Below are 24,947 nucleotides of genomic sequence, written 5' to 3'. Positions count from 1 at the left end.
TAGGCATATTAGCCTAGGCGGCCTATCGGGTTCACCTCTGCTTTCATTAAAATGAACAATACAATTTAGTAATGATAAAAGATATTGCTAATCTAAAGGCGGCCTTCATCTTTGCCTTAAAGCAAAGACGAAGCAGAAAGTTCAAGGCTGCTTTTGATCCTTCCCCTGCGTTTTTGTATAACCTAAATTCGGACGGGTGATCTCCTCGATTCCTCGGAGCTTCCCGCTCTCATTAAAGTTTTACTTCAACTTCGGGTAACGAACAAAAGAGGCCGTCCACTTATGCAGCGTCAGCCACATCAAAGCTTGGCCTCGTCCGCCAGCTGGCGGACGGAAAACAAGCGGTGACGGTGTTAAAAAATTACTGTTGTTTGAGGAGGAACGACTGCCTGTCCCGATCGTAGCATCGGGAAGTTTCAGGAATTTTAGCGGTCATCGCGTAGCTTTTCCGAGAGAAGCGGGCGCAGCCTTGGGTTTTCTGTCTACTCTTTGGGCTAAACCAAAGAGTAGAATCCGGCTGATAAGCCAAAAGAATGTTGCTTATGTTTGGTAGCTTCTATTCAATATTGAAACTTATGGATGGGATATTTTATAACTTCTCCACCTACTCTTACGGGTGATAAATAAAAAGGCCTGATTTTCGAGAATCAGGCCTTTTTATTTATGAAAGCAGTTTGCCCAGATTCGCAAACTTGTTGTTGTAATCTTCAACCGAAAGTCTGATCACCTCAATCGCCTCATCGTGCCCGTAGGTTGCAGCAATTTCGGTGTTTGAATCAACACCCGGCATATCTTTGTAAGTAAGGAAATAATGCTCCAAACGCTGGATTACAATTTCCGGCACTTGTGCCACATCGGTAAAATGACCATAAACGGTGTCGTTATCCAAAACGGCAATAATTTTATCATCAGCCTGATCGCCGTCAATCATACGAAAACCACCAATCGGACGAGCCGTTACCAGCAAATCGCCATGCGCCAGATCTTTTTCGGTAAGCACACAAATATCAATCGGATCGCCGTCGCCTTTTATGCCTTTTCGGTTCACTTTCTGCGAACAGAATTCGCCAACTTTGGTACCGCAATAGGTTTGCGGAATAAATCCGTATAAAGCGGGAACAACATTCGAGAATTTTTGTGGCCGGTCAACACGCAGGTAACCGCTATCCTTGTCAATTTCGTATTTTACCGTATCGGTTGAAACCACTTCGATAAAAGCGGTTAATTCTTCGGGGGCATTATCACCAATTGAAACACCGTGCCAGGGGTGCGATTTATAACGCAATCCCATCAATCTTCCAATGGGATCGGAAAGTCTGTCTACCATCTTAGTTAAATTATGTTTTACTATCTCAAACCAATAGTACGACTTTTGGTTCATACTAATCGGCACAAAGGTGATTAAATTTTTGTTACGTCACAACTGTCTCAGCTCTATTTCCAGCGATATCAACAGTGGCCAGCGTAACATTACCCGGCTCGTCGAGAGTAATACTAAAAGGCTTGCTTTTTAAGAGCTGAGGTTTGTGTTCCACCTTGCCCAGCAACTCTCCATCACGGATAATTTCGTAATGCGATATGGGCTCCTCATCAGCCAAAGCCGTGTTCCATGTTAATTTGCCGTCAACGAATTTTGCATCGCGCGGTGCAGAAAGGTTTTCTTTCTCAATGGCCTGAAAATAGTTACTTCCCGGCTTCACACTTTTGGCTTGTTCCTCAATTCTTTTTCGCTCATCAGCACTCATTCCGTCAGGAGCTATTTGTGCAGCATAAAAGTTCTGTACCAGCTGGCATTTCATGGGGTCGTCATCAATTTGCCCGATTCCAATAATCAAGGTATGAACACCCGGTGTAGTCAGCGAATATTCAATAAGCGGCTTGCTCGGCAATTCATCGGTACCCACTTTTCGGAAAACATCGGCAGGTGTTTGCGACCAGCGCGGTTCTTTATGGTACATGGCTGCATCGGCAAATACCTTCATACCTATTATTCCCATTCCTTTGGCTTCGGCAATCGGAATAACATTATTCTGCATGTTCATTTTGGTTTTGTCGTTGGCGTTAATGGCTATCAGCATACCATCTAAAATGCCGTATTCATCGCGCTGAATCATATCCATCATAGCCGGCGGATTTGCATGCCCCGAGAAACCAATATGTTTGATCAGCTTTTCATTTTTCGGATTCATCCCGGTGAGGTTGGTTCCGTCGCGCAAATCACGAAGGGCGACCAAAGCGCCAAAATTGCCATCGGGATCAAGTGGCGTTTCCAGTCCTTCGTAAAGCACATCAACCTCATCGGTATTATGCAAAGTATGGCATAGCACCATATCCAGGTAAGCGCCATCCGGGTAATAACCTTCTCCATCGCCAAACAACTGGGTTAAAGAGCGTTTTACATCGTCAACCGCACATTGTACATTTTCGCCATTCGACCAGTTACTGACATTCTCCCGCTCGGGCCAACCCGGTTTTCCCCAGCGCATAGCCGTTTTACTGGTCAACCAAATTGATTTGCGCAGCGCTTCGTTGTAACCATCATCTCCGGGAATGAGGTTCAGGTGTTTAAAAGCTTTGTGGAAATTCAGCTGGCTGTCGGCGTATAGGTTGGAGGTATCGAAATAATTAATGCCAAGCTCAAATGCTTTTAAAATAATAGGAACCGGGTCAACATCATCAGGAGTCCACTGGATAGATGCCTGCCCTCCGAGACCAAGTGTGGTTACATTAAAACCCAATTTGCCAAAAGGGCGCGTCATTGGCTCCGGTAATTTTTCGGTATTACAGGCTCCAAACGACATAGCAGAAACTGCAGCAGTTGTTGCAGCCGAAACTTTGATAAAATTTCTTCGGGTTACGGGATACTTTTTTGATTTAGTCATGACAGGTAGATTTTGATTTCTATAAAATTAAATGAAATCAATTGAACTACCTAGTTTTCAACGGTAAAACAATTGCAACTAAAAGACAAATTCCATTAATAACTTACAAATCCGGCAAGGGCATAAACCAGTGCGGCCTGCCAGTTTATGGCAATTTCGTTGTGGCTGTACGATTCCTGCTTATCCACCCAATCGGTTGCTGAATGCCCACCGCCAACCAGATACCCCGGCCAGGGTGCATCAATCGAATCGGCTCCCGAACGACGGTCGTGCGGAAACATTGGCGGATTGATTCCCAAACCGGTAACGTACGATCGATTATAGTAATTCTTCCCGAAGATATGATCGACAATACCAATAGCCGCTTTTTTGTATTTTGGATTGGGCTGAATAAGATTAGCCACCTGCAGGTTTACCGTTTGGCGGGCAACAGTTCCGTTGCAGCCCCAGTAGTATCGGCCGCCAAGGGCACGCGAATACACATCAGCTTCTGATTTTTCCACCAAAGCATCGGCATTGGCAATGATGTTCTTTTTTATTGTAGCTTCTGCTTCCGGATTTTTGCCTTTGCGCGAAGAAAGTGCGTACGAATACATCGCCAGGTTCGACACATTTGACCAGTCCCAGTTCTCTTCTATTTTGTAATCGAATTCAGCGACCCGCTTTTCAAAATCACGCAAACAGCTTTCGTCGCCGGTAGTTGCCCATAGCTCGGCAGCTGCCCACAAGCGATCATCATTATCTCTTGTCTGGTAACCCCCGGTTTTAAAATCACCCTGCACAAAACGTTTGGCCTCCGGGTTTTCCTGCAAAAAACGATAACTCACCCTCGCAGCATCCAAACATTTTTGTGCGTAGGCCGCATCGTAGGGTTTAAAGTAGCGCGCAGCCATAGCCATTATTCCCACAAAATCGGCTGTTGCCGCCGAACTCCATTCCGTAAAATACCGTTTGGCGTCATCGTCGCTGGCCATTATAAAACCTGAGAATGAAGTACGCGTAAGTTTATGCGATACCCTGCCCGAGCCATCGGGGTACTGCATTTTTAATATCCAGTCGGTTTCCCATTTCAGTTCCTGCAGAAAATCGGGGAATCCGGGTGCTGTTTCAGGAATACCCAAATCCATTTTTTCCAGCTGAGGTTGAAAATGTACCCAGGCATAAAACAAAACGCCCAGAGAAACACCTGCATTTACCACATATTTTCCATGATCGCCGGCATCGTGCCAGCCACCTGTCCCGTCACGTTTCGATCCTTTATTTCCAATATAATCTTCGTATGCATCATCGAGGTGACAAACATCCTGATGGTAATGATTGCCTGCAAACTCGCCGTCAACAGCCATTCCGCAGCGCCATAAATAAAAGGCACGCATACTTGTTACTGCTGCAAAGTTAAACGCATCGTTTGCGATTTTAAATTCATCTGAGCGCCCAACTCCGGCGACCTCCAGGTAGTAATCACCCGGTTTTTGAAAGTCGGAGAAATCAACTTTCCATACTTCCTGATCTACATCTTTCTGATAGTTTGGCCCTGTTGTTTTGCCTTCAAAAACAACGTCGCCGCTAGCAACCGAAACAACTTTAAACGAAGTACACGATTGCGGAACAACAGCCGATTTTGGGCCATTGGTTAGAAAACCCAGCGAATTTAAATGGATGTTTTGTGCGAACAACGATGGGACAATGCTCAGCAGAAAGAGCAGTAAAAGAACAGGCTTCTTCATTTTGTGGTTTTATTGATTTAGGCTATGAAGATACAAATTTTAGCTTATTGTTTAGATGACAATTAACTTAATTCCCGGTTTTTCGGAGTTCCGAATTGGAAGCTAATCTTCAACTCCGGTTTTTCGGAAACAAGAATTGGAGCTCGTTTTTCATCTCCGGTTTTTCGGACGTATAAATCGGGATCTGTTTTTATCTTCCGGTTTTTCGGAGCTCAAAATTGGGACCTCATTTTTAACTCCGGTTTTCCGGAAGCAAAAATTGAAGTTGGTCTTTCGTCTCCGGTTTTACGGAGTTTAGAATTGGGGCCGGTTTTTGGCCTCCGGTTTTTCGGAGAAACAAATTGCCGGTTATTTCAATCTTACAATTTATTGGAAATTGTTTTACTGTGTTTGTTGGATGAAACTTAAAAAATATGTTTCGTTATAATGCACAAAAGTCCACAGGAGCCAATAAGCGCCTCAGCTGGCGCGATTTTGTAAATCGTGTCTCAGCCAATAAGGCTGAAAAAGGTAAAACAGGTCTTTGTTAATCAGTGATAGCCTCACCCAAAGTTAGACCATCACCAAACTAATTCCTAATCCCGAAAAATTGTTCTGCTTAAATCAGCGAAATCTGCGAGCAATTTCTTTTCAGCGAAAATCAAAAAAATCAGAGTTGTCAGCATTCCAAAACACTTCCGACTACACTGATGATTTGTATCGTATTTAAATAGTTATCTTTAGGCCATAAGTAAACAAAAACCCAGATGAATCGTCTCTGCATTATAATTTTAATTTTACTTCCACTGGTAAACTTCGGACAAGAAGAGAAAGAGGTTTCAAAAAAAATTGCTAATGATTTCGAGCTATTGTATAACTCCGATAAATACGCTGAACTGTTTGAGCTCTTTTCGCCGGAGATGAAAAAAGATTTACCAATTGAGAGAACCATTGATTTCTTAAAAGAACTAAAAAAACAGGCAGGTAATATTGAAAACAGAGAATTTATTCGGTACGAAAACAAAAGCTTTGCCTCGTATAAAACCCGCTTTGAACGTGCACTGTTTTCGCTAAATATCTCGGTTGATAAGGATGATAAAATAAACGGCTTATTGGTAAAACCATTTAAGGATGAAAATCTCCCAAAACCTGACAGAAATAAAACAAACCTCGATTTGCCGTTTCGTGGAGAATGGACAGTTGTTTGGGGAGGTGACACCAAAGAACTAAACTATCATGTTGAGAATGAAGCACAGAAAAATGCATTCGATTTTATTATCTCCGACCAGGAAGGCAAATCATACAAAACAGACGGAAAAACAAACGAAGATTATTATGCTTTTGGTAAAGGGATAATTGCTCCTTGTAATGCCGAGGTAGTTGGTGTAATAGATGGTATAGCGGATAATACTCCCGGAGAGTTTGACCTTTTTTATATCCCGGGAAATACAGTTATTATTAAAGCTGCTACCAATGAATATTTATTTTTTGCCCATTTCAAACAAAACTCAATCGTTGTAAAACAAGGACAAATGATTAATAAAGGTGATTTACTGGGGCTTTGTGGCAACTCGGGCAACTCTTCAGAAGCACATCTTCATTTTCACATGCAGAATATTCAAGATATCAATAAAGCAACAGGGATTAAATGCTTTTTTGACAACATTGATGTGAATGGATATTTGAAAAACGACTACTCTCCTTTAAAAGGCGAACGAATACAAAACAATTAAAGACTAGCACCAATCCCGTAGGACCTAAGTGATAGGTTCACCCGGAGTGAGACCATCACCAAACTGTAGCACGAATCCCGAAAATCATTCTGCGCGAATCTGCGAAATCTGCGAGCAATCTCTTTTCTGCAAAATCAAAAAAAACAGTGTTATCAGCGTGCCAACACGAGATCTTACCCACCCCAGTTGTCACGATCCAGACTGCGGTAATGGATGGCTTCCGACAGGTGATCGACCTGCACATGTTCTTGTCCATCGAGATCGGCAATGGTGCGCGAAACCTTTATTACTCTTTTTTATATAATGCATAAAGATGCTATATACATATCACTAACGACTTGTTAAACTATAGCAAAAAATAGTTGTTTTTGATGTTTTTAGGAATTTTCTCTCTTTTCGATGATTTGTTCTTGAATCCCATTGCGACTAGGCGCATGATTGATTTAATCTATAATTTGCAGGCATTCCATACGCATTCATTGTATTTAACAATATTGGCCTAATTCCCTTTATTTATACGACATACAGAGCTGTCATTCTCTTCTTGCGAGTCCTATTTCACCCCCCCTATCCAAAAATCCTAAAAAATATACATCCCTCGGGTGGGATATGGTTTCATTGTTTGTTTCGAATCCCAGAATGCCCCCCCGTCACTATTATATATAACCTTCCTATGGCGTAATAAAAAGCTCGACGAAAATATTTTATTATTAAAGATATAATTCATGATATTTGGTATAGTCTGCCGTAACAATATGCATTAATCATTCACTTATTATTTGATGCTGTATACGCAATTATAACATCTTAATAATCTGCAGTTTATTTGACGCCTTATGCATTCGTACACTAACCAAGCACAAAGCAAATACAATTTTATATTATGTTTTTAGCTTATACCCGCACCCGTTTATTTTGTGAGGTTTGTAATTGACCGATAATTGCATTACATCTTTATTTTTTTGGGAGTCTGGCCACTTTCAATAGTATGTTGACGCAAGATAGGTGTTACTTGTGTTTAGAACAGTCTAATATTGCTTGTATTGCCATTTAACCTAATCAATACGGCACAAAAAAACCGTTCAAAATAGAACGGTTTAAATAATTTTATTTCTTATGGCTAGTAACCTCTCTCTAACCTCATTAAATCTCTCGTATCGTCGTATCCGTCACCAATTCTTTTATATTTTTTTCTAATTTCTTCCAGTTTTTTCTCCCTCTCATCATTTACGGCCTTTAAGCGTTTTATATCATCATTAAGACTGTTATTGAATCTTTCTATCGCTTCTTTTGCAGCTACCTTGTTCTTTTCAATTATATTTTTTCTTCCCTCTATATCTGTTTTTTCAATCAGTTCACCATCAATGAAAATGTAATTATCGTTTCTTTCAAAGCGGTTACCAGAAAGGTCGTTCATTATGTACTTGCAGCCTACAATATTTGCCAGTACTGAGTCTTGTTTTAGTCCCTTGTAATTGCTTATCCGTAATTGTAAGTTTACGACATCCAGAAACTTATCCTTTTCTACACGACTGTATCTTAAATTATTACTGATATGTTCTGCATATCTATCAATACTACTATCTAATGAATTGTTTTCTTGAACAAGCATAATAGTAGTAAATACCGAATTCGACACAAAGTTGTCATCGTTCTCTGCCAAATCGTTCAGATAAAGCAACACCTCCAATGATTCATTATTCAAAATCTCTATACTATCAGCAACAGTAATACTATCAGCAACAGTTGTATTAATAACTTCGAAATTCAAATCATACAAAGAACCGTTAATGGTTTGTTCATAAGTTGCAATCTCTCTTTCTTCTTTAATATACTTACTTTTTACCTTTACACATGATGTAATCGAAAGGAATACTGCAAAACAAATGGTAAATTGTCCCTTTAAATTCTGAATTCTCAACACGTTTTTTAACATTGTAATAATTTATATTATTTGACCATAATGTTACAAAAAAATATTTCATTTTATCTGCAAATCAATTTTCATTTATTCAATCAAACCTAACTGTAATTCTATTGGTAATATTTTAGGGAACATCATTGTTAGATGATGTTCCCTAATAAACGATACATTTCGTATTGAGTGGAGTACTTCTTAAAATCAATTCCCTAAACAATCCGTCACCATTCAAGTAAATTAAACAGAATTTAGTATTGTTCTCCACCTGACATTAAAAAAGAAAAAGATCCCACCAATCATAAGGAAAGCTAGTGGCTGTCTTTCTTTGCCTGTCAATGCTTTTTGCATGTCTATTTTTGTGGTGTGGTTAAACGACACCTCTTAAAAATGTGGAGAAACGTACACCTAAATATTTTTCACCTATCTCATTATACTCTTTCTTTGCTTTCTCCAAAAATGCTTTTTCTTCAAAGTTGAATTCTCTTATTTCCTCGCGGATCTTTTTAAGCAAAGCCATTGAAGCTAAAAAGATTTGTTTTTGTCTATCTCGTAGCTCTGTCAACTCGGGTGTATCTGCCTTATTATTCCGTTGATGTCCTGATGAAAATGTGCTTTTTGAATAGTTACTCTCGTCTTCTTTGTTCCATGATCTTAATACGATCATGCTTTCATCAAAGCTACTCACTAGTCGTTGTCTACCGTGTTTGTCTATCTCAATGTAAATCATTTGTTTTGTTCTTCATGAGGGGTATTATAGTTCAACTGTTTTGTAAGGATTAGATGCAGGTTTAATATCTGAAACCTTTTCCTTTACTTCATTTCTAAACTGCTCAGGTAATTTCATTAAATACTTTCGAGGAAGTGTTTTCGACAATACCTTACACCCATAATCAGATAGCTCCAATGTGTAATTGTATCCGTTCATATAAGATCCATGGTTAAAATGTCTGTTAATGTATCCTATGGCAACCATTGCTTTTAGGATTCGTTCTAAATGTTCCTTGTCTTCAATCTTGTTTTTTTTATCGACCAATGCCTGAGCGAAGTCATCCATTGTTTTAGCCTTCCTATTACCGTTTACTATAAACTTTTCGTAACAATCGATTAATAGTCCATTACAAATCTCCTTTTCCCTTGAGTCTGGATTCATTGCTTTAAAAGCCTTGATTGTTAAAGAGTACCTCTCTCCATTACGTGTTGTGAAGTAGGAATCCTTAATTTCTTGTTCAAACCCCTTCAAATCAAACCTTATGCAGGCTTTGTCAATTGCCCTTGATGAAATAACATTTGTTAGAATAAAGCTCTGTAATAGTTCCTTTAGGTTCACAGGATTTATAGTCTCTACATTATTAATTAATGCTTCCTGAGTCTGACTTTGTTTTCTGTTAATTAAACTCATAATCTATAATTTTTGTATTTATAATGTTTGGCATTATTGCCTTACTTTACTGAGTGAATGGAGAGTCACTTAATTTGTGACTCTCCTTTGCTTTTATAAATATTACTGAAAAAAGAAGATTCTTATAAATGAAGGAGAGGCAATTGGCGTATTATCTTCTCAGCTATTATGTATTGCAAACATGAATAACCAAAATAAATCTCTCTAATTAAAAAGAGATGAAAGCCACATGTTGTGGCTCACATCTTTATATATAGTTTAAAAGAAGAAGTTCCTTTGTTTAATATGAGAGTCACCCTGAATTAATTGGGTGACTCTCTAGCTTTTATGTAAAAAAAAGAAGTTTTGGGTTAATGTAAAATGAGTACGGATATTGAAGGCAGGTCTAAAAGTTCCCGAACAAAAAAATAGTATCATTCAAATATCTGTTTCATTTCATACGGTGATTCAGACATATAACGGGTCCCTTATTAGTATCATTTAAAAAGGCACATAATGATAAACATCTGATTACCTAAAAGCATCAACATACTAATAAATAACACATTACACATGACATTAGAATAAATAATTTTATTCAAGATTGAATTAATATAGACCTTTTGCCATCTCTACAAAAGTGTCTTTGTGGATGAATCTTCGATTGTTTCTATTTCGAATACTAACTTATTTTGTCACCCTATGAAAGAGTGAGTTAATTTTCTACTGTTGGTTCGGTATAAACAATTGATTCGTTAATTGCTGCTTTTGTAATAATCCAATTTTTACCAATCTTACCTGCTTTGATATTACCCTCTCTACAATATTTTTGAACTGTTTTTGGTTTCATGTCCAAAATTTTAGCTACCTCCCTAATTGAATAGTATTCTTTCATGTTGTGTCTCCTGTATTTTATTAGTTGTAAATGTTAAAACTAGATGAGGACTTGAATTATGATGCATAATTACACATGTCCCTCCACTTATATACTATTTCAAACAGCTAAATCGGAGGATTATTTTGATTTTATTTTAGGCACTTTTATCTATTTATTGCCCTTTATACTCCCTATCACCCTGTCTAACTGGCATTTAAAAAAATATAATTTTTTTCTATTTTTTTTCGAACATATTCGATATTTGTTCAAATTTAACTATTGAGTGTAGTAATAATCTATATTACTTGTATGCCACCTCACATTCTCGCCTTGTGCAATAGATATCAATACTTATTTCAGTAAACTGTATGAATGGCATGAGAAGTATGTTTTATTTACCTCATTCAATCTTTGAAGTAATAACATGTACTTTAAGCAAACCTTTAAATTCTATAGTATGGTGTTTTATCCTTATGTGCTGAATTAGATTAACTAATCCCTAATATCACAAGCGCTCTTTCATAACTTTGCAATACTAAATCTAGCTTTGTTCCCAAATACTTAAACTCCTTTCTAAGCAACAATTCTGTTATACGGTATGGTTTGTTATCTTTTTGCCCTTTTAAAAGATTCACAATCGCACTTGTTGATTCTTGCTTAAACAAATCGGCAGTTATAACAGGATTCATAGCCATTTGCTTCAAAAAACCAACAATTGTATAGATTGTATTCTTGTTTGGTATCAATCTCAGCGTTGTATTATTGATGCAATGAGCAAAATTATTAGGTTGGTCTTTAAGTTTCTTATTGAATTCTTGAACTAATATATTTGATTGAAATGTATGGCCAACGTATTTGTTCTTTACAAATTCATTGTAACATCCATCATTACCATGTTCCGTTGATTTTACATACAGTTCAGAACTTATTGTTCTCCTGCTTTTGATAGGAAGAAACTTAAAATATATGGAATCGTCAGTTAAAAGAATCCGATTTTCCTTTTCCATTACTAACGAAAGATTCTCAATTAGGAGACTCATGAATATTTCGTTTTCTATCTTACCTCCTAATTTACGAATTAAATCGAGCTTGCTTGCTACTATCGTTTCAGTACAATTCGATTCTATCCATTCCAAAAGTCGTTGCAAATATATGACATTGCTACTTGAAGCTCCTTCAGGAATTTTATCCGCAGTAACGCCATCCAGCGTAATATTTATTGACATCTTTTCTTTAGGATCATGCTTTTCCTTTTTTAGAGATGCACGTATATATTCTACAACTCCTTTCGCAATTAGAAATTTATGTTCAAATATGATGTTATGTTCTCTTGATATTTGATGTAAAATAAGTAATGAACTAACATCAAGAACAATTTCAACATCCTTAAATAAGATATTCTCAGGATAATAAATCATTGGAATTTGAGTAATTCCATCTTTAGAAATTATTAAGTTGAAATAACCCCCCAAATAATTTGAGTTAAATATTTGAATAATTATTTCAGTAAATGACAAATTAAAATTGTAATAGTTTTTAAAGGCGTCATCTTGTCTATCATTTCGAATCGTCCCTTCAGCACCAAACAATTCTATAAATGTTTTATTTATGCCCTCCGGTGAAGTATCTTTAAACTGAACAGATTGCATTGGAAAGCCTGAATATGGATTTGATCTTACGTCCTCAAGTATCTCATCATGTAAGTAGAGATACTTATTCATTATTCTATGTATTTGAACATTATCAATGGTTTTAACCATAGGGCGTTCGATAATAACTGTATCCCCCGTTTTATGACCAAGTAATCTTTCTGCGAGAGAATTTCCTTTATCGATTTTTAAGAATTTAGTTTCATTATCAATTGAAAATTTGACATAGCTGCCTAACTCAACAATTTCCTTTTCCTGTATGAGCTCTTCTGGCATTTGTGTCGTCGCCAAGAAATAATCCATACGAGCTTGAATATTGCCATTATCCGTTGCTTTCTTGTATAGAATATCTAATGCAATTTGATAAAACTTATTTTCAATTAGTACTCTAACTACACTTTGAACATGACCATAGAATTTAAAATCGTGTGTCTTAAAAATTTCAGCAAGCTCCTTAATTTTCTCTGTTTTATCCTTTATATCTATTTCATTTAACGAGAATAGTTTAAGTACCAGGGAAGGTTCATCACTCGGATATTTCGACAAGTATTTCTCTGAAATAATTAAGCATCTATCCCAATCTGGTAATTGGCGACAAACATCTGCTTCAATTTTCAATAATACTTCATTAAAGGCGAAACCATTTCTCCAAATTGCCAATAATTCAAGAAGTTCCTTGTGATTAGATAGCGATTTGTCTAGAGCAAGAATATAAAAGTATAAATCGCGAGATTGCTTATCTGTAGAAAGATATTTCCTAAATGATGATATAGCTAAATCCCACCTTTCGAGTACATAATATGAAAATGGGATATAGAATCTAATGCTAGATTCCAGTTTAAATATTTTGTTTTCAATTGACTGTAACTCCTTAATACTACCTTCAATATTTTCTCTTTTAAGAATTTGAACAAAAGAGGTGACGAATTTTTTTAATTCTTCATTTTCAAACTCTTTGTCGGTCAAAAAATCTGAAACTTCAATGTCATTTATTCTATTATTATCATAAAGAGTAACAGGGATCGCGAAAATACTTTCGCTTGAGTTTAAATCAATTTCTGTAATTGAGTTAAGAAGTTCCCTAGAAACTCGTATGTAATTTTCAATATCGGACTTTTTAATGTAACAATAGGCTTCAAGCTGAATTGTTTCAATCAACTTAGTTTCTTGTTTGTTAATAACCGCTATTGCTTCATCTATCTCGCCAATCAATTGAAGTGAATTTGCTAACATCATCAAAAGAGATAAGTCTTGTTTATTGATTTCAGCATATAATGACTTCATTTTAAGAACAGATTCCCTACTTCCTGTCAAAACAAATTCCGAGAAGTAGTAACAAAATTCAACTGTTTTAAAGTTGCCTAATATCTCTGATTCAGCCATCTCATTTATGAAATGCCGAAATATTATATTGATATTTTTTATGAGTTTTATATCATTTGTTTGATTTCTTGTGAATTCAAGAAACGGGGCACTTAATAATTGAGTAAGATTAATCTGAACAACAAATAAAGCTTTTTTATAATTAGATAAAGTGAGTGGCTCTTCGTCGTAACTTTCATTTAAAAACTCATATTTATTGAATATTTCCAATTGATGTGCAAAATCGGAACCATTTAAAATATTTAGGTAAACCAACCTTTTAAAGTTCCAATCATTTCTAACCAATAGTGGAGTTCCCAATATGTGAGATTCTAAATTTCTACCTTCATCAAGGATAATTTTAACTGCCCACGCCCAAGAATTAAATTCATCATATTTTAAAATCTCTTCAATCAAATTATTAGATTTCTCATTTTCTTTGATTTTTGCATATGAATAACAAGCCCTTTCCTTGATTTGGATTGTAGCGGAATTTAATTGATTAGCTTTGATATAGCTTTGATACATTTCTTTTGAATTGCCAATTAATTCATAGCACTGCGCTTTCAAAAATTCAATTGACGATAATAGACTTTTCGAAGGTTTTACATCATTTGTAGCAAAACTTTCTTCAAGTTTTAGAAGCAAGTTAAGTGCCGTTTTAGGTTTAAAGTTTAAAATATTTTCTTTATAAACGACAAGTTGTCTTTTCCATTCATCTTCGAGAAGTTTACTACTTTCGGGAAGGTTATTCCCTATAAAATCAGTAAGTTTTTTATTGGTGTCTTCAACGGTGTCTTTTATACTTGAAAGGAATGATACCTCTTTTCTGTGCCACTCTAAATCTTTGATTCCTTTAATGTAATTATATGCGGCACTATAATGGACTAGAGCTTCATCAAATTTTTCAAAAAATGAATTCAATTCAGGACTTTGATTATTTAGGTCAGCTAGAAGTTCTGGCTCAGCGATAAATTTATTAAGCACTGTCTTGATTTCTTTTCTCTTTCTATCTCGGATATCTTTATTTACACACCATAAACTTAATGCTTTCTCAAATGCTTTTTCAATTTCCTTTTTTACAATTCCTTGTGATTTATTGTAAATATCTAGAGCAATTCCAGCTGCTATACTTATACCGAATGATGAAAGTGGTTCCATAAGTCTTTGTATTTGTATGTAGGTTATTAGTTTCGCCTTTGTGCAAACCTGAGGATTGCGTTGAAGGTTGACAATTTCCTATAATAAACATCAACTCTATTGAAAATGAGCTTATGTTTTTCAAAAGTAATTTATTATGTTGAACTTAAGAAAAACTAGAGCAATAAAATGGGATGTCGTTATCTGTTTTATAAATGACCTAAGCTTAATCTGTAATTAGGCATACTTGCCTTTAGAATTTGCAAAACATTTATATTAGCAAATAGTTACTTATTATAATTAATCATATTGTCACCCGTGATGAATTTTAAGCAACTTTCGTACCTCATATGACATTCTGTCAAGCAGCATCTAAAAGTCTTTAATTTTGGCCTTAAATTAGCTCTCAGCATTATTGCGCTATGCCTTCCGTGCGTTATAGAAAGTTCCTTCTCCAAATTTTGCCCAGCCGATTATGACTCTAACCTTGTAAAGCTTTTCTTCTTCAGTCTTACCAAATTGTAAACCTTTCTTTGATGGTTTGAACTTTGCAAAAACCATACTATGCTCATCAAATCCAATTAAATCACTCTCGGTTATCTCTTCACCGTAAGGGATATGCAGCTTATTTATTTTCGCTTCAGGCTTATTGCCATTGTAGGTACAAATCCCATTTTTGTTTTTTAAAGTTGTAATTATAAATCGAACTTCAACATCTGACTCAAACTTCTCTTTTCCATTAAGAATCCCCTTTTCAGTCGGAGTAAACTTGATAGGTAGCTTGTCGGTGTCTTTAAGTCCTTCTAGTTTTCCTATATCGTCCAAAACATCACCATATGAGAGTTTAGCTGCTCTACATCGTGGTGAGTCTTCATACGCTTCTAGATACTTCTCAAACTTCTCAGCATTAAAAAGAGTTTCTGGTCTTAAATATTTTTCCATCTTAGTTCCTAACCACTCCTCAACCTTTAGATCGATTACTGCTTTGATAATTTCTAAAGTCTCTTTGTCAGAACCAAATTCTCTCAATCTAGCTCTAAGATGTTTTGCATGGAGTGAAGTTGGTTTAAAAGTTTTCCCCACCTTATGCGATAGGTGGGAATAGATATCTGAAATCTCTTTGAAAAAGTCCTTTTTAACCTTCTCGGTATTTACTAAGGTTTCTTTGACTTCTATATTCTGTTTAAGCTCATCCACTCCATGAAGTGAATTGAAATCAGAGCATGCGTCGACTCTGTCGACATAATCTTTTTCTTTATATTCTTTATATTCTTTTTCTTCTTTATCTTCTTTATATGTGGTTGTTTCCTTGGTTGATTTGCTGGTTACTTTATTGGTTGATTGCTGATTATCGAATCCTCTAAAACCCTCTTCGCTACTGAGTTTGACGTGACTTTTTTGCTGGTTATTTTGCTGGACATTTACTTGGTTGACTTGCTGGTTACTTGTTGGTTGCCCGTTGTTGTTGAAAACTTGATAATCGACCCATTTACAGATAGTTACAACACTATATCTGCTGGTTGCTTTTATGGTGATTTCGTTGGTTGATTTCAATTTGTTTAAGGAAGTGCGAACTTCCTGTTCAGACATAAATAATTCCTTAGCTAAAGCCTTCCGACCAGTAACAACTGATCCCTTAGGAATAACAATTCCTCTGTAACAAGTTTCCTCAAAATTTGCAGTCAAAAGTAGATGTATAAATACTCTAGAAGTATTTACATCATGATACCATTCCCATTCAGTTAAATTTCTAAAAATTTTCACAAATCCTCTTTTTTTGTTCATCCTCATTTTTTCCTTTCACTTTAATTTTCAATTATTTAAACTTATTTTAACTATCTCAATTTTTTCAAAAGAAAGGGGTGTTTACCATTCATATATTTTATGAATTAATAAACACCCCTTTAATTCTGTAGGGCTTGATAGACGAACTATCTACCACCACATAAGGCTAATAAATCCTATGCAAATATTTCTCTAATCTCCTTGCTAAAACCACCTTTCAATGAGCCATTGTGTGCAGGTCTAGACTTTAATCTGAATTCCTTATAACTGCTATACTCCCAATCCAGCATAACTTTGCGCTCCATTATTAAGCCCAGTATCCGTTAAATGGTTCATGAAATTGTTTCCACTGGAACAAGAAATAATAGACTACAACCGAAACTCACCGTTGCGAATCATCCATCCAATCTCGGCTCCATTACGTTTTCGAAATAGAAATTTAAACCAACCTTTAATCTGTATCTCAACCATGCCTTCCCAAACCAATACATGCTCCAATATAGATGCTAGTTCAGACTTGAATACCTCCTCATCTGTAGAAAAATGACTAATGTCGGAAGATAGTGTGTTGTCAACTGAACGAATGAAGCCCTCATAATCAAATATCTTTGTATTTATTGCATTAATCTGACTCTCTAGACTATCTTTCTTTTCATGGTAGTTTTCCTTGCTTATATCACCATCCAAGTAAACGTCTAACAAAGCACTAAGCCTCTTTTTTACTTTCTCGATTTCGGCTTTTAGAACAACTATTTCAGCTTGTTTTAGTTCCTTGTCAGTCTGTAACTGTTTGCGCTTATCTGCATCCTTTGATGCCTTTGCATACTCCTCCACATGTTGTCTTACCACAAAATACAACCATGGGCGATTGATTTGTGTTTTGCATCCGTTGGAACATTTGTAGAGGTTCGCCCTTTGCGATGGATTAACTACTTGATGCATGGTCGAACCACACTTCTTACACTTTATGAGCCCCTGAAGTAAATTTACATTCACAGTATTGTTCCCCGCATATTGTTTTTTACTATCGATTGAATCATTAGCTTTCTGCCATAACTCGGAACTGACTATTGAAGGAACTGGAATAATAATATCCTTGTATTTTCTCTCACCCTTAAAAAATGAATTTCTTGCGATAGAATGAACGGCTGCTGGAGTCCATTTTTTGTCACCTACATTGGCATTAAGGTGTGCAGCTATTGAACGTGAGCCAATACCCTTGGCTAACATATTGAAGATAGTACGAACGTTTTTGGCTTGTACCTCATTTACCTGTGGGCGTTTATCAACTGAATCGTAGCCGTATATCTTACCGTTAAAATCACCTCCTTGTTTTGCTGCTGATATCTTTCCTGATTTTATTCTCGTTGCTAATTGCTCTGCCTCCATCTCTCCAAGAGCAGACAATATATTTATTGTTAATGTGGCTGTTGTCGTCTTGTTACCTTGGTCGTCAAGTGTTATTAAATTGTCTTTCTTTATATATAGACAAATTTTGTTCTTTACTGTATTCTCAAAAAAGTCCACCACCTCTTTATTGTTACGCCCTAATCGTGATACCTCATGGCACAGTATGTGTTTTATGCTGTTATCTTCTATGTATCGGAGCATTTCCATATACTGAGGTCTTTCCTTAGCCTCTGTTCTTGATCCGCTTATTTTCTCAACGAATACCTTTGATACTTCTATATCTAATGCTACTGCCCATTTACTTAACTCTTCAACCTGTCTTGTATAGTCCTGATCTTCGCTACTTACACGCCCATAGATAACACCAATCTTTTTACTCATATTTTGTATTGCTTCAATTCAACGATACAAATATAATATTTCTTCTATGCTTTATATTGTTTTTTATGTCTTTTAAAATACGGTCGTAAGCACGGGCAGAGAGGCCAAGCCGGTCCATGGCATTTTTAATCAGGTTATTACTTTCATTGTCGAGCACCACGTATTCGCGTATCAGTTTCGAGCTCATTTGTGCGTTGGCATAAACACCTGGATGATTCTCAAAACGTTTCTCCTGAATTTGACGGGCTTCCAACACCCGTTCGCGAACCGCCTCACTATTCTCCGACGATTCCATTTCCGATAGTTTTTTGAATGGTACAGGCACCACTTCCAGGTGAATATCGATACGGTCGAGCAGCGGCCCTGAGATTTTGTTGAGGTACTTTTGTACCACTCCCGGCGCACAAACGCACTCTTTTGTGGGGTGATTGTAATACCCACAAGGACACGGATTCATGGAAGCCACCAGCATAAAACTTGCCGGGTATTCCACCGAAAATTTCGCTCGTGAAATGGTTATATTCCGGTCTTCCAGCGGCTGGCGCATTACTTCCAGCACTGTGCGTTTAAACTCCGGCAATTCATCGAGGAATAAAACACCATTGTGTGCCAGGCTAATTTCACCGGGTTGCGGGTAGTTTCCGCCACCGACTAAAGCGACGTCAGAAATCGTATGATGCGGGCTCCGAAACGGACGGCGGGTCATTAACGATGTTTCTTTATCAATCTTCCCAACCACAGAATGAATTTTGGTGGTTTCCAGCGCCTCTTTTAACGAGAAAGGAGGCAGCACCGTAGGAATTCGTTTTGCGAGCATCGTCTTTCCTGACCCGGGAGGGCCAACCAAAATTATGTTATGACTTCCTGCAGCTGCGATCTCCAAAGCCCGTTTTACATTTTCCTGTCCTTTTACATCGGAAAAATCAAGCGGATTATTATTGACTTGCGCATAAAACTCGGCACGTGTATCAATTACCGTTTGTTCAAGGCTTCCTTCACCGTTTAAAAAGTCGATCACTTCTTTAATATTTTCGGCGCCGAAAACTTTCAGGCGATCGACAACCGCTGCTTCGCGTGCATTTTGTTTGGGCAGAATAAAACCTTCAAAATCCTCGGCACGGGCATTAATGGCAATGGGTAAAACACCTTTTATGGGTTGCAAAGTTCCGTCGAGCGAGAGTTCGCCCATTAAAACATACTTTGATAATTTATCGTGATTTATCTGTCCCGATGCGGCCAAAACAGCAGCTGCCAGCGGTAAATCGTAGGCCGATCCTTCTTTACGAATATCAGCCGGAGCCATGTTAATGATGATTTTCTTTTTGGGCCATTTGTAGCCGTTTAAGCGCAGGGCAGATTCAATTCGTTGCTGACTCTCTTTCACAGCACTGTCGGGTAAACCCACAAGCAGGAATTTAATTCCGGTGGTTACATCAACTTCAATGGTAATTGTAGTGGCATCAATGCCGAAGACTGCGCTTCCGAAGGTTTTAACTAACATAAACGGGGATTTAGTTTAATATTAGTTAAATGTAGTAAAAAGCGCTGAATTTTAAAAGGTTAGTTTTAGTACAGTTTTTTCCGTTTCACCAGATAGGAAAACAAAACTTCCTTAAAATCTTTGTTGATATCGGCTTCGGCCAAATCAATCTGGTATTGCCCGCACCTTACTTTCAGGTCTTCGAAATACTCGCTAACCGTATTGGTGTAATGCTGTTTTACTTCCGAAGGATTAAACTTAACCACCTGTCCGCTCTCCAAATCAACAAACTTGTGCGGACGGTTACTAAATTCAAACTCGCGCTCTAAAGAATGGTCGGTCACATGAAAAAGAATCACCTCGTGTTTGTTGAAACGCAGGTGTTGAAGTGCCGAAAACAACTCCTCGTTTTTCGAGCTGTCGAGCATGTCGCTAAAAATAATTACCAGCGAACGTTTATGAATATTCTCGGCAATTTGATGAAGCACCTGTGTGGTATTGGTGTTTTTTCGTAAAACGGCATTTTCGGGCTGAATGAGCTCCGAAAGTTTTCCGTACATCACCTCGGCATTTACCGATGAAATTCGTGGTGACGAATGGAACTCTATTTCGTCGGAGAAAAGCGTCAGTCCAACGGCATCGCGCTGTTTACGCATCAGGTAAATAAGTGCAGCGGCCGTGTAAACCGAAAAAGCCAGTTTGTTGTGTAAATGCTTTTTCCCTTTTGTATAAGGGAACAACATGGATGAAGAAGTATCGACCACAAGTTGGCAACGCAGGTTGGTTTCCTCTTCGTATTGTTTTACGAAAAGTTTGTCGGTACGTGCAAACAATTTCCAGTCGACATGCTTTGTCGACTCGCCCTGGTTGTATAACCTGTGTTCGGCAAATTCAACCGAAAATCCATGAAAAGGACTTCGGTGCAAGCCGGTTATAAAACCTTCAACAACCTCGTGAGCCACCAGCCCCAGGTTATCAAAACGGTGAAATTGTTCTATGTCGATCAGGTTCTTCAAAATGATAAAAAGAAAAGTAATGTTGTTTTATTGAACTCCCTTCGATTAAGCTCAGGATACTGTCAGACTTAACGTAGTCGAAATCTGTCAATTGAAAATAAAAACTGTCATTTCGGGTAGCAAGAAAGCCGGATCTTTTATTGAAAAAGATTTCTCCTCCTGCGTCGTCGAAATGACAGTCCTAATAAAAATGCTATTACAGCAGCGCTTCCAGCTTGTCGATAAAAGCTTGTTTTGGAGCAGCTCCTACTTGTTTGTCAACAACTTCGCCGTTTTTCACAAACAATACTGTAGGAATGTTTCTGATTCCGTACTTCATTGCTACATCCTGGTTGTTGTCAACATCAACTTTGCCGATTACTGCTTTGCCTTCGTACTCAGCCGACATTTCTTCAACAATAGGTGCAATCATTCGGCAAGGGCCACACCAAACTGCCCAAAAATCGATCATCACCGGTTTGTCTGAACTCATTACCAATTCTTCAAAATTGGCATCTGTAATTTCTAAAGCCATATTATTATCTTTTTATTATTGTATATCGTTTCTCGGTAACACAAAATTAATTAATTCTGTAACTCATTTCCGGTTGTTCATCAAAAAACTTCAGAAAACCATCCAAAGGAATTACCCTTGTAGTTCTTGAAAACATTTCAATGTACATATTGTTCTCGGTATCAAAAACATTAAATTTCAGCAGGGCTTTTCCTTTGTATTCTCCGGCTATCTGATCGACGCGTTTTACAAAGTCTTCGGTTAATGCTGTTAGCGGAACGTTAATGGTTAAACTTTTGATGTATTTTTCGCGCACATCGTCGAGCAGCTCAATGCTGTTAACTTTATACTCGTAAAAATCGCTGTTAAAACGCTGCTTCACCGAACCTTTGACCATGATAAATATCCCCACTTTGCAGAATTTACTGAAGTTAACATAGTCGTTCCCAAAGAAGAATAGTTCTTTTGAATCGGTATAATCCGTCAACGTCATAACGGCATACATATTTCCGTTTTTCGACTGTCCTTCGCGCGCTGCCGTAACCATTCCTCCAAATGTAAAGTCTTTACCCTGGTATTTCGAGATATCGTTGTTCAGGTCTTTCAGCGCCACTTCTCTCGAGCAGAAATTGGTGATCTCCAAACGGTAATCATCAAGCGGGTGTGCTGTTAGATAAATCCCGATCAGGTTTTTCTCCTTCTCCAGCATAATAAGCTTTGCCCACTCATCCACTTGTGGAATAGGTGGTTTTTGAATGTCCTGTCCGCCTCCCATTCCTCCGAATAAACTTTGCTGTGCACTCTGCGCTTCCAGCTGTACGCGGTTACCATATCGAATCAGTTTTTCGATAAAATTGGTGTCGTCGTTTTCATTTTCGCCGGCAAAAAAGCAACTGCGGTTTACCCCTTCCAGGTTGGTGAAAGCTCCTGCCATAGCAAGCGCTTCGAGGTTCTTTTTATTCACCGACTGAAGGTTTACATGCTCCACCAGATCGTAAATGGTTTTAAAATGACCGCGCTCGTTACGCACATCAATAATATGCTGAACGGCTGCGGAACCAACTCCTTTAATAGCTCCCATTCCAAAACGGATGTCGCCCTCAGGGTTAGCTGTAAATTTGATAAAACTTTCGTTAACATCCGGGCCAAGTACATTCAGTTTCATACGCTTGCACTCGGTCATTAACTTGGTTATATCAACAATATTATTAAGGTTTCGGCTAAGGTTGGCCGCCATAAACTCGGCCGGGTAATGTGCTTTCAGGAAACCTGTCTGGTAAGCAATGTAAGCGTAACAAACCGAGTGCGATTTGTTAAATGCATACGAAGCAAATGCCTCCCAGTCTTTCCATATTTTATTAATTACTTCGTCGGTCTGCTTCCCTTTGTTTTTGCATTCATCAACAAACTGCCGGTTGGCTTTACAACCATCAACAAACTTAACTTTAAGCTTTTCCATCACCGACATAATCTTCTTACCCATCGCCTTACGCAGCGTATCCGAGTCACCACGGGTAAAGCCCGCCAGCAAACGCGAGAGTAACATCACTTGCTCCTGAAAGACTGTAATACCGTAAGTATCGCTCAGGTATTCTTCCATCATCGGCACATCGTAATCCACTTTTTGTTTACCGTGTTTACGTGCAATATAATCGGGAATGTATTCCATTGGTCCCGGGCGGTAAAGCGCGTTCATGGCCACCAGGTCTTCAAAGCGGTTAGGCTTCAAATCGCGCAGGTGTTTTTTCATTCCGTCCGATTCAAACTGGAAGATAGCTGTGGTTTCGCCGTGGCTAAAAAGCTCGAATGTCTTTTCATCATTGAGCGGAATTTCATTTATCGAAACTTCAATTCCTTTCGACAGCTTGATGTTCTCCAAACACTCTTTAATAATCGACAGGGTTTTCAGTCCGAGGAAGTCCATTTTCAACAAACCGATGTCTTCCACAAAACGACCATCGTACTGTGTTGTCAGCAGATGCTCTTCGTCCTTGGTCGGCATCAACGGAATATGGTCTGTCAGCGGATCACGACTGATCAAAATTCCGCAGGCGTGCACTCCGGTATTTCGCACCGAACCTTCAAGTTTTTCAGCAAAATTCAGCGTATCAACGACCAGTGGAATAGGCGAATCCTTTTCTCTTGCCAGATCGGGACTTTCTTTAAAAGCCTTTTTGAAACTCATTTTGGGAGCCTCGGGCACCAACTTGGCCAAACGATCGGCTTCGGGCAAGGGCAATTTTAGCACACGGGCCACATCCCTGATCGAAGACTTGGTAGCCATAGTACCGAAAGTACAAATGTGGGCCACCTTATCTTTCCCGTATTTGTTGGTTACGTAATCCAGTACCAGCTGTCGTCCGTCATCATCAAAGTCGATATCGACATCGGGAAGCGATATACGGTCGGGATTCAGGAAACGCTCGAAAAGCAGGTCGTATTTAATCGGGTCGATGTTGGTAATCCCGGCACAATACGATACGGCCGCACCGGCAGCTGATCCACGTCCCGGACCAACGATCACTCCGTTATCTTTTGCCCAGTTTATAAAATCCTGCGTAATAAGGAAGTAACCGGGGTAACCCATTGTTTTAATGGTATTCAGCTCGAAAATCAGGCGTTCTTCCACACTCTTCTCTAGTGGATCGCCATAACGTTCTTTCGCCCCTTCGAATGTAAGGTGCTCTAAAAACGCCGACTCCAGTTTTACACGAATTACTTTATCGTATCCGCCAAGACGTTCAAAGGCCGAATCACCAAATTCTTCGCGCAAATCAGCTTCTGAATATTTCTCCTTAAAACCTTCTTCCGTTCCAATTTCTTCAGGGATGGGGAACACCGGCATAATAGGAGATGTATTCAGTTCGAAAGCCTCAACCTTTTCGGCAATTTCGTTGGTATTTGCCAACGCATCCGGAAGGTCTTTAAATAGCTCATTCATTTCGGCCTGCGTTTTAAACCACTCCTGTTTGGTGTAACGCATCCGGTTCGGGTCGTCAAAATCTTTTCCGGTATTCAGGCAGATCAACAAATCATGCGCTTCCGCATCCGATTCGTTGGTGAAGTGAATATCGTTGGTGGCAATTAATTTAACGCCCAGCTTTTTAGCCAGCGGAACCAGTTGCTTATTTACTTTTACCTGCCAGTCGTACACCTCTTCGCGCTCGCGTTGCGATTGTGCCGGATGCCTCATCAACTCCAGGTAGTAATCTTCGCCAAACAGGTTTTTATACCATAAAATGGCATCCTCGGCAGCTTTCAGGTTATTGGCCATTATATGCTGTGCAATCTCTCCTCCCAAACAGGCCGATGATGCGACCAAACCTTCGTGATGTTTCTCGAGTAGCTCTTTATCAATACGCGGTTTGTAATAAAAACCGGTTGTGCTGGCTGTCGAGATCAGCTTGATCAGGTTAATATAACCGATCTTGTTTTTTGCCAGCAAAATAAGGTGATGCCCCGAGCGGTCGACCTTATCGCTTTTATCATTGATTGTGCGGGCAGCCACATAAGTTTCACATCCCAAAATTGGTTTGATTTCTGCCCTCGAACAGGCCGCGTGAAACTCTTTAATGCCAAACATTGTTCCGTGATCGGTTAAAGCCAAAGCCGGCATATTGTCGCTTTTTGCTTTGCCTACCAAATCGCCAATGCTGGCTGCACCATCGAGAATAGAGTATTGCGAGTGTACGTGTAAATGCGTAAATGGAACCATAAAAACTGAACTAAAAAAG

16 protein-coding genes are annotated in these 24,947 nt (G+C 38.3%); 1 reads left to right on the top strand and 15 read right to left on the bottom strand.

The genetic code is table 11. The features are described 5' to 3' along the window. Nucleotides 1-661: 661 nt before the first annotated feature. From G4420_RS16525 to G4420_RS16515, 3 genes are all read right to left on the bottom strand, one after another. Nucleotides 662-1,327, bottom strand: coding sequence for an inorganic pyrophosphatase (locus G4420_RS16525; RefSeq protein ID WP_163325043.1), 666 nt, complete (start codon nt 1,325-1,327; stop codon nt 662-664). 85 nt (nt 1,328-1,412) lie between these two features. After that, nucleotides 1,413-2,882 (bottom strand): aldo/keto reductase, encoded by a 1,470-nt coding sequence (locus G4420_RS16520; RefSeq protein ID WP_163325042.1) that lies wholly within the window; start codon nt 2,880-2,882, stop codon nt 1,413-1,415. Nucleotides 2,883-2,977: 95 nt separating this feature from the next. After that, nucleotides 2,978-4,609 carry a glycoside hydrolase family 9 protein gene (locus G4420_RS16515; RefSeq protein ID WP_163325041.1) on the bottom strand — a complete coding sequence of 544 codons (1,632 nt, stop codon included), beginning with the start codon at nt 4,607-4,609 and terminating at the stop codon, nt 2,978-2,980. Between the two features lie 746 nt (nt 4,610-5,355). Here G4420_RS16515 and G4420_RS16510 point away from each other — a divergent pair. Further along, complete coding sequence (locus tag G4420_RS16510; RefSeq protein ID WP_163325040.1) at nt 5,356-6,321, top strand: DUF3887 domain-containing protein; 966 nt, start codon at nt 5,356-5,358, stop codon at nt 6,319-6,321. A 173-nt stretch (nt 6,322-6,494) separates the two neighbouring features. Here G4420_RS16510 and G4420_RS23610 read toward each other — a convergent pair whose 3' ends face one another. The 12 genes from G4420_RS23610 to dnaE form a co-directional block, all read right to left on the bottom strand. Further along, complete coding sequence (locus G4420_RS23610) at nt 6,495-6,608, bottom strand: magnesium chelatase subunit ChlI family protein (RefSeq protein WP_163325055.1); 114 nt, start codon at nt 6,606-6,608, stop codon at nt 6,495-6,497. Nucleotides 6,609-7,441: 833 nt separating this feature from the next. Beyond that, the gene (locus tag G4420_RS16500; RefSeq protein WP_163325039.1) at nt 7,442-8,257 is read right to left on the bottom strand and encodes a hypothetical protein; all 816 of its coding nucleotides are present in this window, start codon (nt 8,255-8,257) and stop codon (nt 7,442-7,444) included. A gap of 352 nt (nt 8,258-8,609) precedes the next feature. Further along, nucleotides 8,610-8,969, bottom strand: coding sequence for a hypothetical protein (locus G4420_RS16495; RefSeq protein WP_163325038.1), 360 nt, complete (start codon nt 8,967-8,969; stop codon nt 8,610-8,612). 24 nt (nt 8,970-8,993) lie between these two features. Further along, nucleotides 8,994-9,641, bottom strand: coding sequence for a hypothetical protein (locus G4420_RS16490; protein ID WP_163325037.1), 648 nt, complete (start codon nt 9,639-9,641; stop codon nt 8,994-8,996). Between the two features lie 694 nt (nt 9,642-10,335). Then, nucleotides 10,336-10,515 carry a helix-turn-helix domain-containing protein gene (locus G4420_RS16485; protein WP_262888336.1) on the bottom strand — a complete coding sequence of 60 codons (180 nt, stop codon included), beginning with the start codon at nt 10,513-10,515 and terminating at the stop codon, nt 10,336-10,338. 470 nt (nt 10,516-10,985) lie between these two features. Continuing rightward, the gene (locus tag G4420_RS16480) at nt 10,986-14,669 is read right to left on the bottom strand and encodes a PIN domain-containing protein (protein ID WP_163325035.1); all 3,684 of its coding nucleotides are present in this window, start codon (nt 14,667-14,669) and stop codon (nt 10,986-10,988) included. A 399-nt stretch (nt 14,670-15,068) separates the two neighbouring features. Next, a complete protein-coding gene (locus tag G4420_RS16475; protein ID WP_204273718.1) occupies nt 15,069-16,433 on the bottom strand; it encodes a conserved phage C-terminal domain-containing protein in 1,365 nt (454 codons plus the stop codon). Between the two features lie 369 nt (nt 16,434-16,802). Beyond that, the gene (locus tag G4420_RS16470; protein ID WP_163325034.1) at nt 16,803-18,224 is read right to left on the bottom strand and encodes a recombinase family protein; all 1,422 of its coding nucleotides are present in this window, start codon (nt 18,222-18,224) and stop codon (nt 16,803-16,805) included. A 13-nt stretch (nt 18,225-18,237) separates the two neighbouring features. Further along, on the bottom strand, nt 18,238-19,725 hold the full coding sequence (locus G4420_RS16465; RefSeq protein WP_163325033.1) for a YifB family Mg chelatase-like AAA ATPase: 1,488 nt from the start codon (nt 19,723-19,725) through the stop codon (nt 18,238-18,240). A gap of 65 nt (nt 19,726-19,790) precedes the next feature. Further along, nucleotides 19,791-20,720, bottom strand: a complete 930-nt coding sequence (locus tag G4420_RS16460) for a DUF58 domain-containing protein (protein WP_163325032.1) — start codon at nt 20,718-20,720, stop codon at nt 19,791-19,793. A gap of 196 nt (nt 20,721-20,916) precedes the next feature. Beyond that, nucleotides 20,917-21,234, bottom strand: coding sequence for a thioredoxin (gene trxA, locus G4420_RS16455; protein WP_163325031.1), 318 nt, complete (start codon nt 21,232-21,234; stop codon nt 20,917-20,919). Between the two features lie 46 nt (nt 21,235-21,280). Then, on the bottom strand, nt 21,281-24,928 hold the full coding sequence (gene dnaE / locus G4420_RS16450) for a DNA polymerase III subunit alpha (protein WP_163325030.1): 3,648 nt from the start codon (nt 24,926-24,928) through the stop codon (nt 21,281-21,283). Between the last annotated feature and the right edge of the window lie 19 nt (nt 24,929-24,947).

Source organism: Draconibacterium mangrovi, from assembly GCF_010586825.1.
GTDB lineage: Bacteria > Bacteroidota > Bacteroidia > Bacteroidales > Prolixibacteraceae > Draconibacterium > Draconibacterium mangrovi.
The sequence above is the reverse complement of the archived record's forward strand: the minus strand, read 5'-3'. Positions and strand labels throughout refer to the sequence as shown.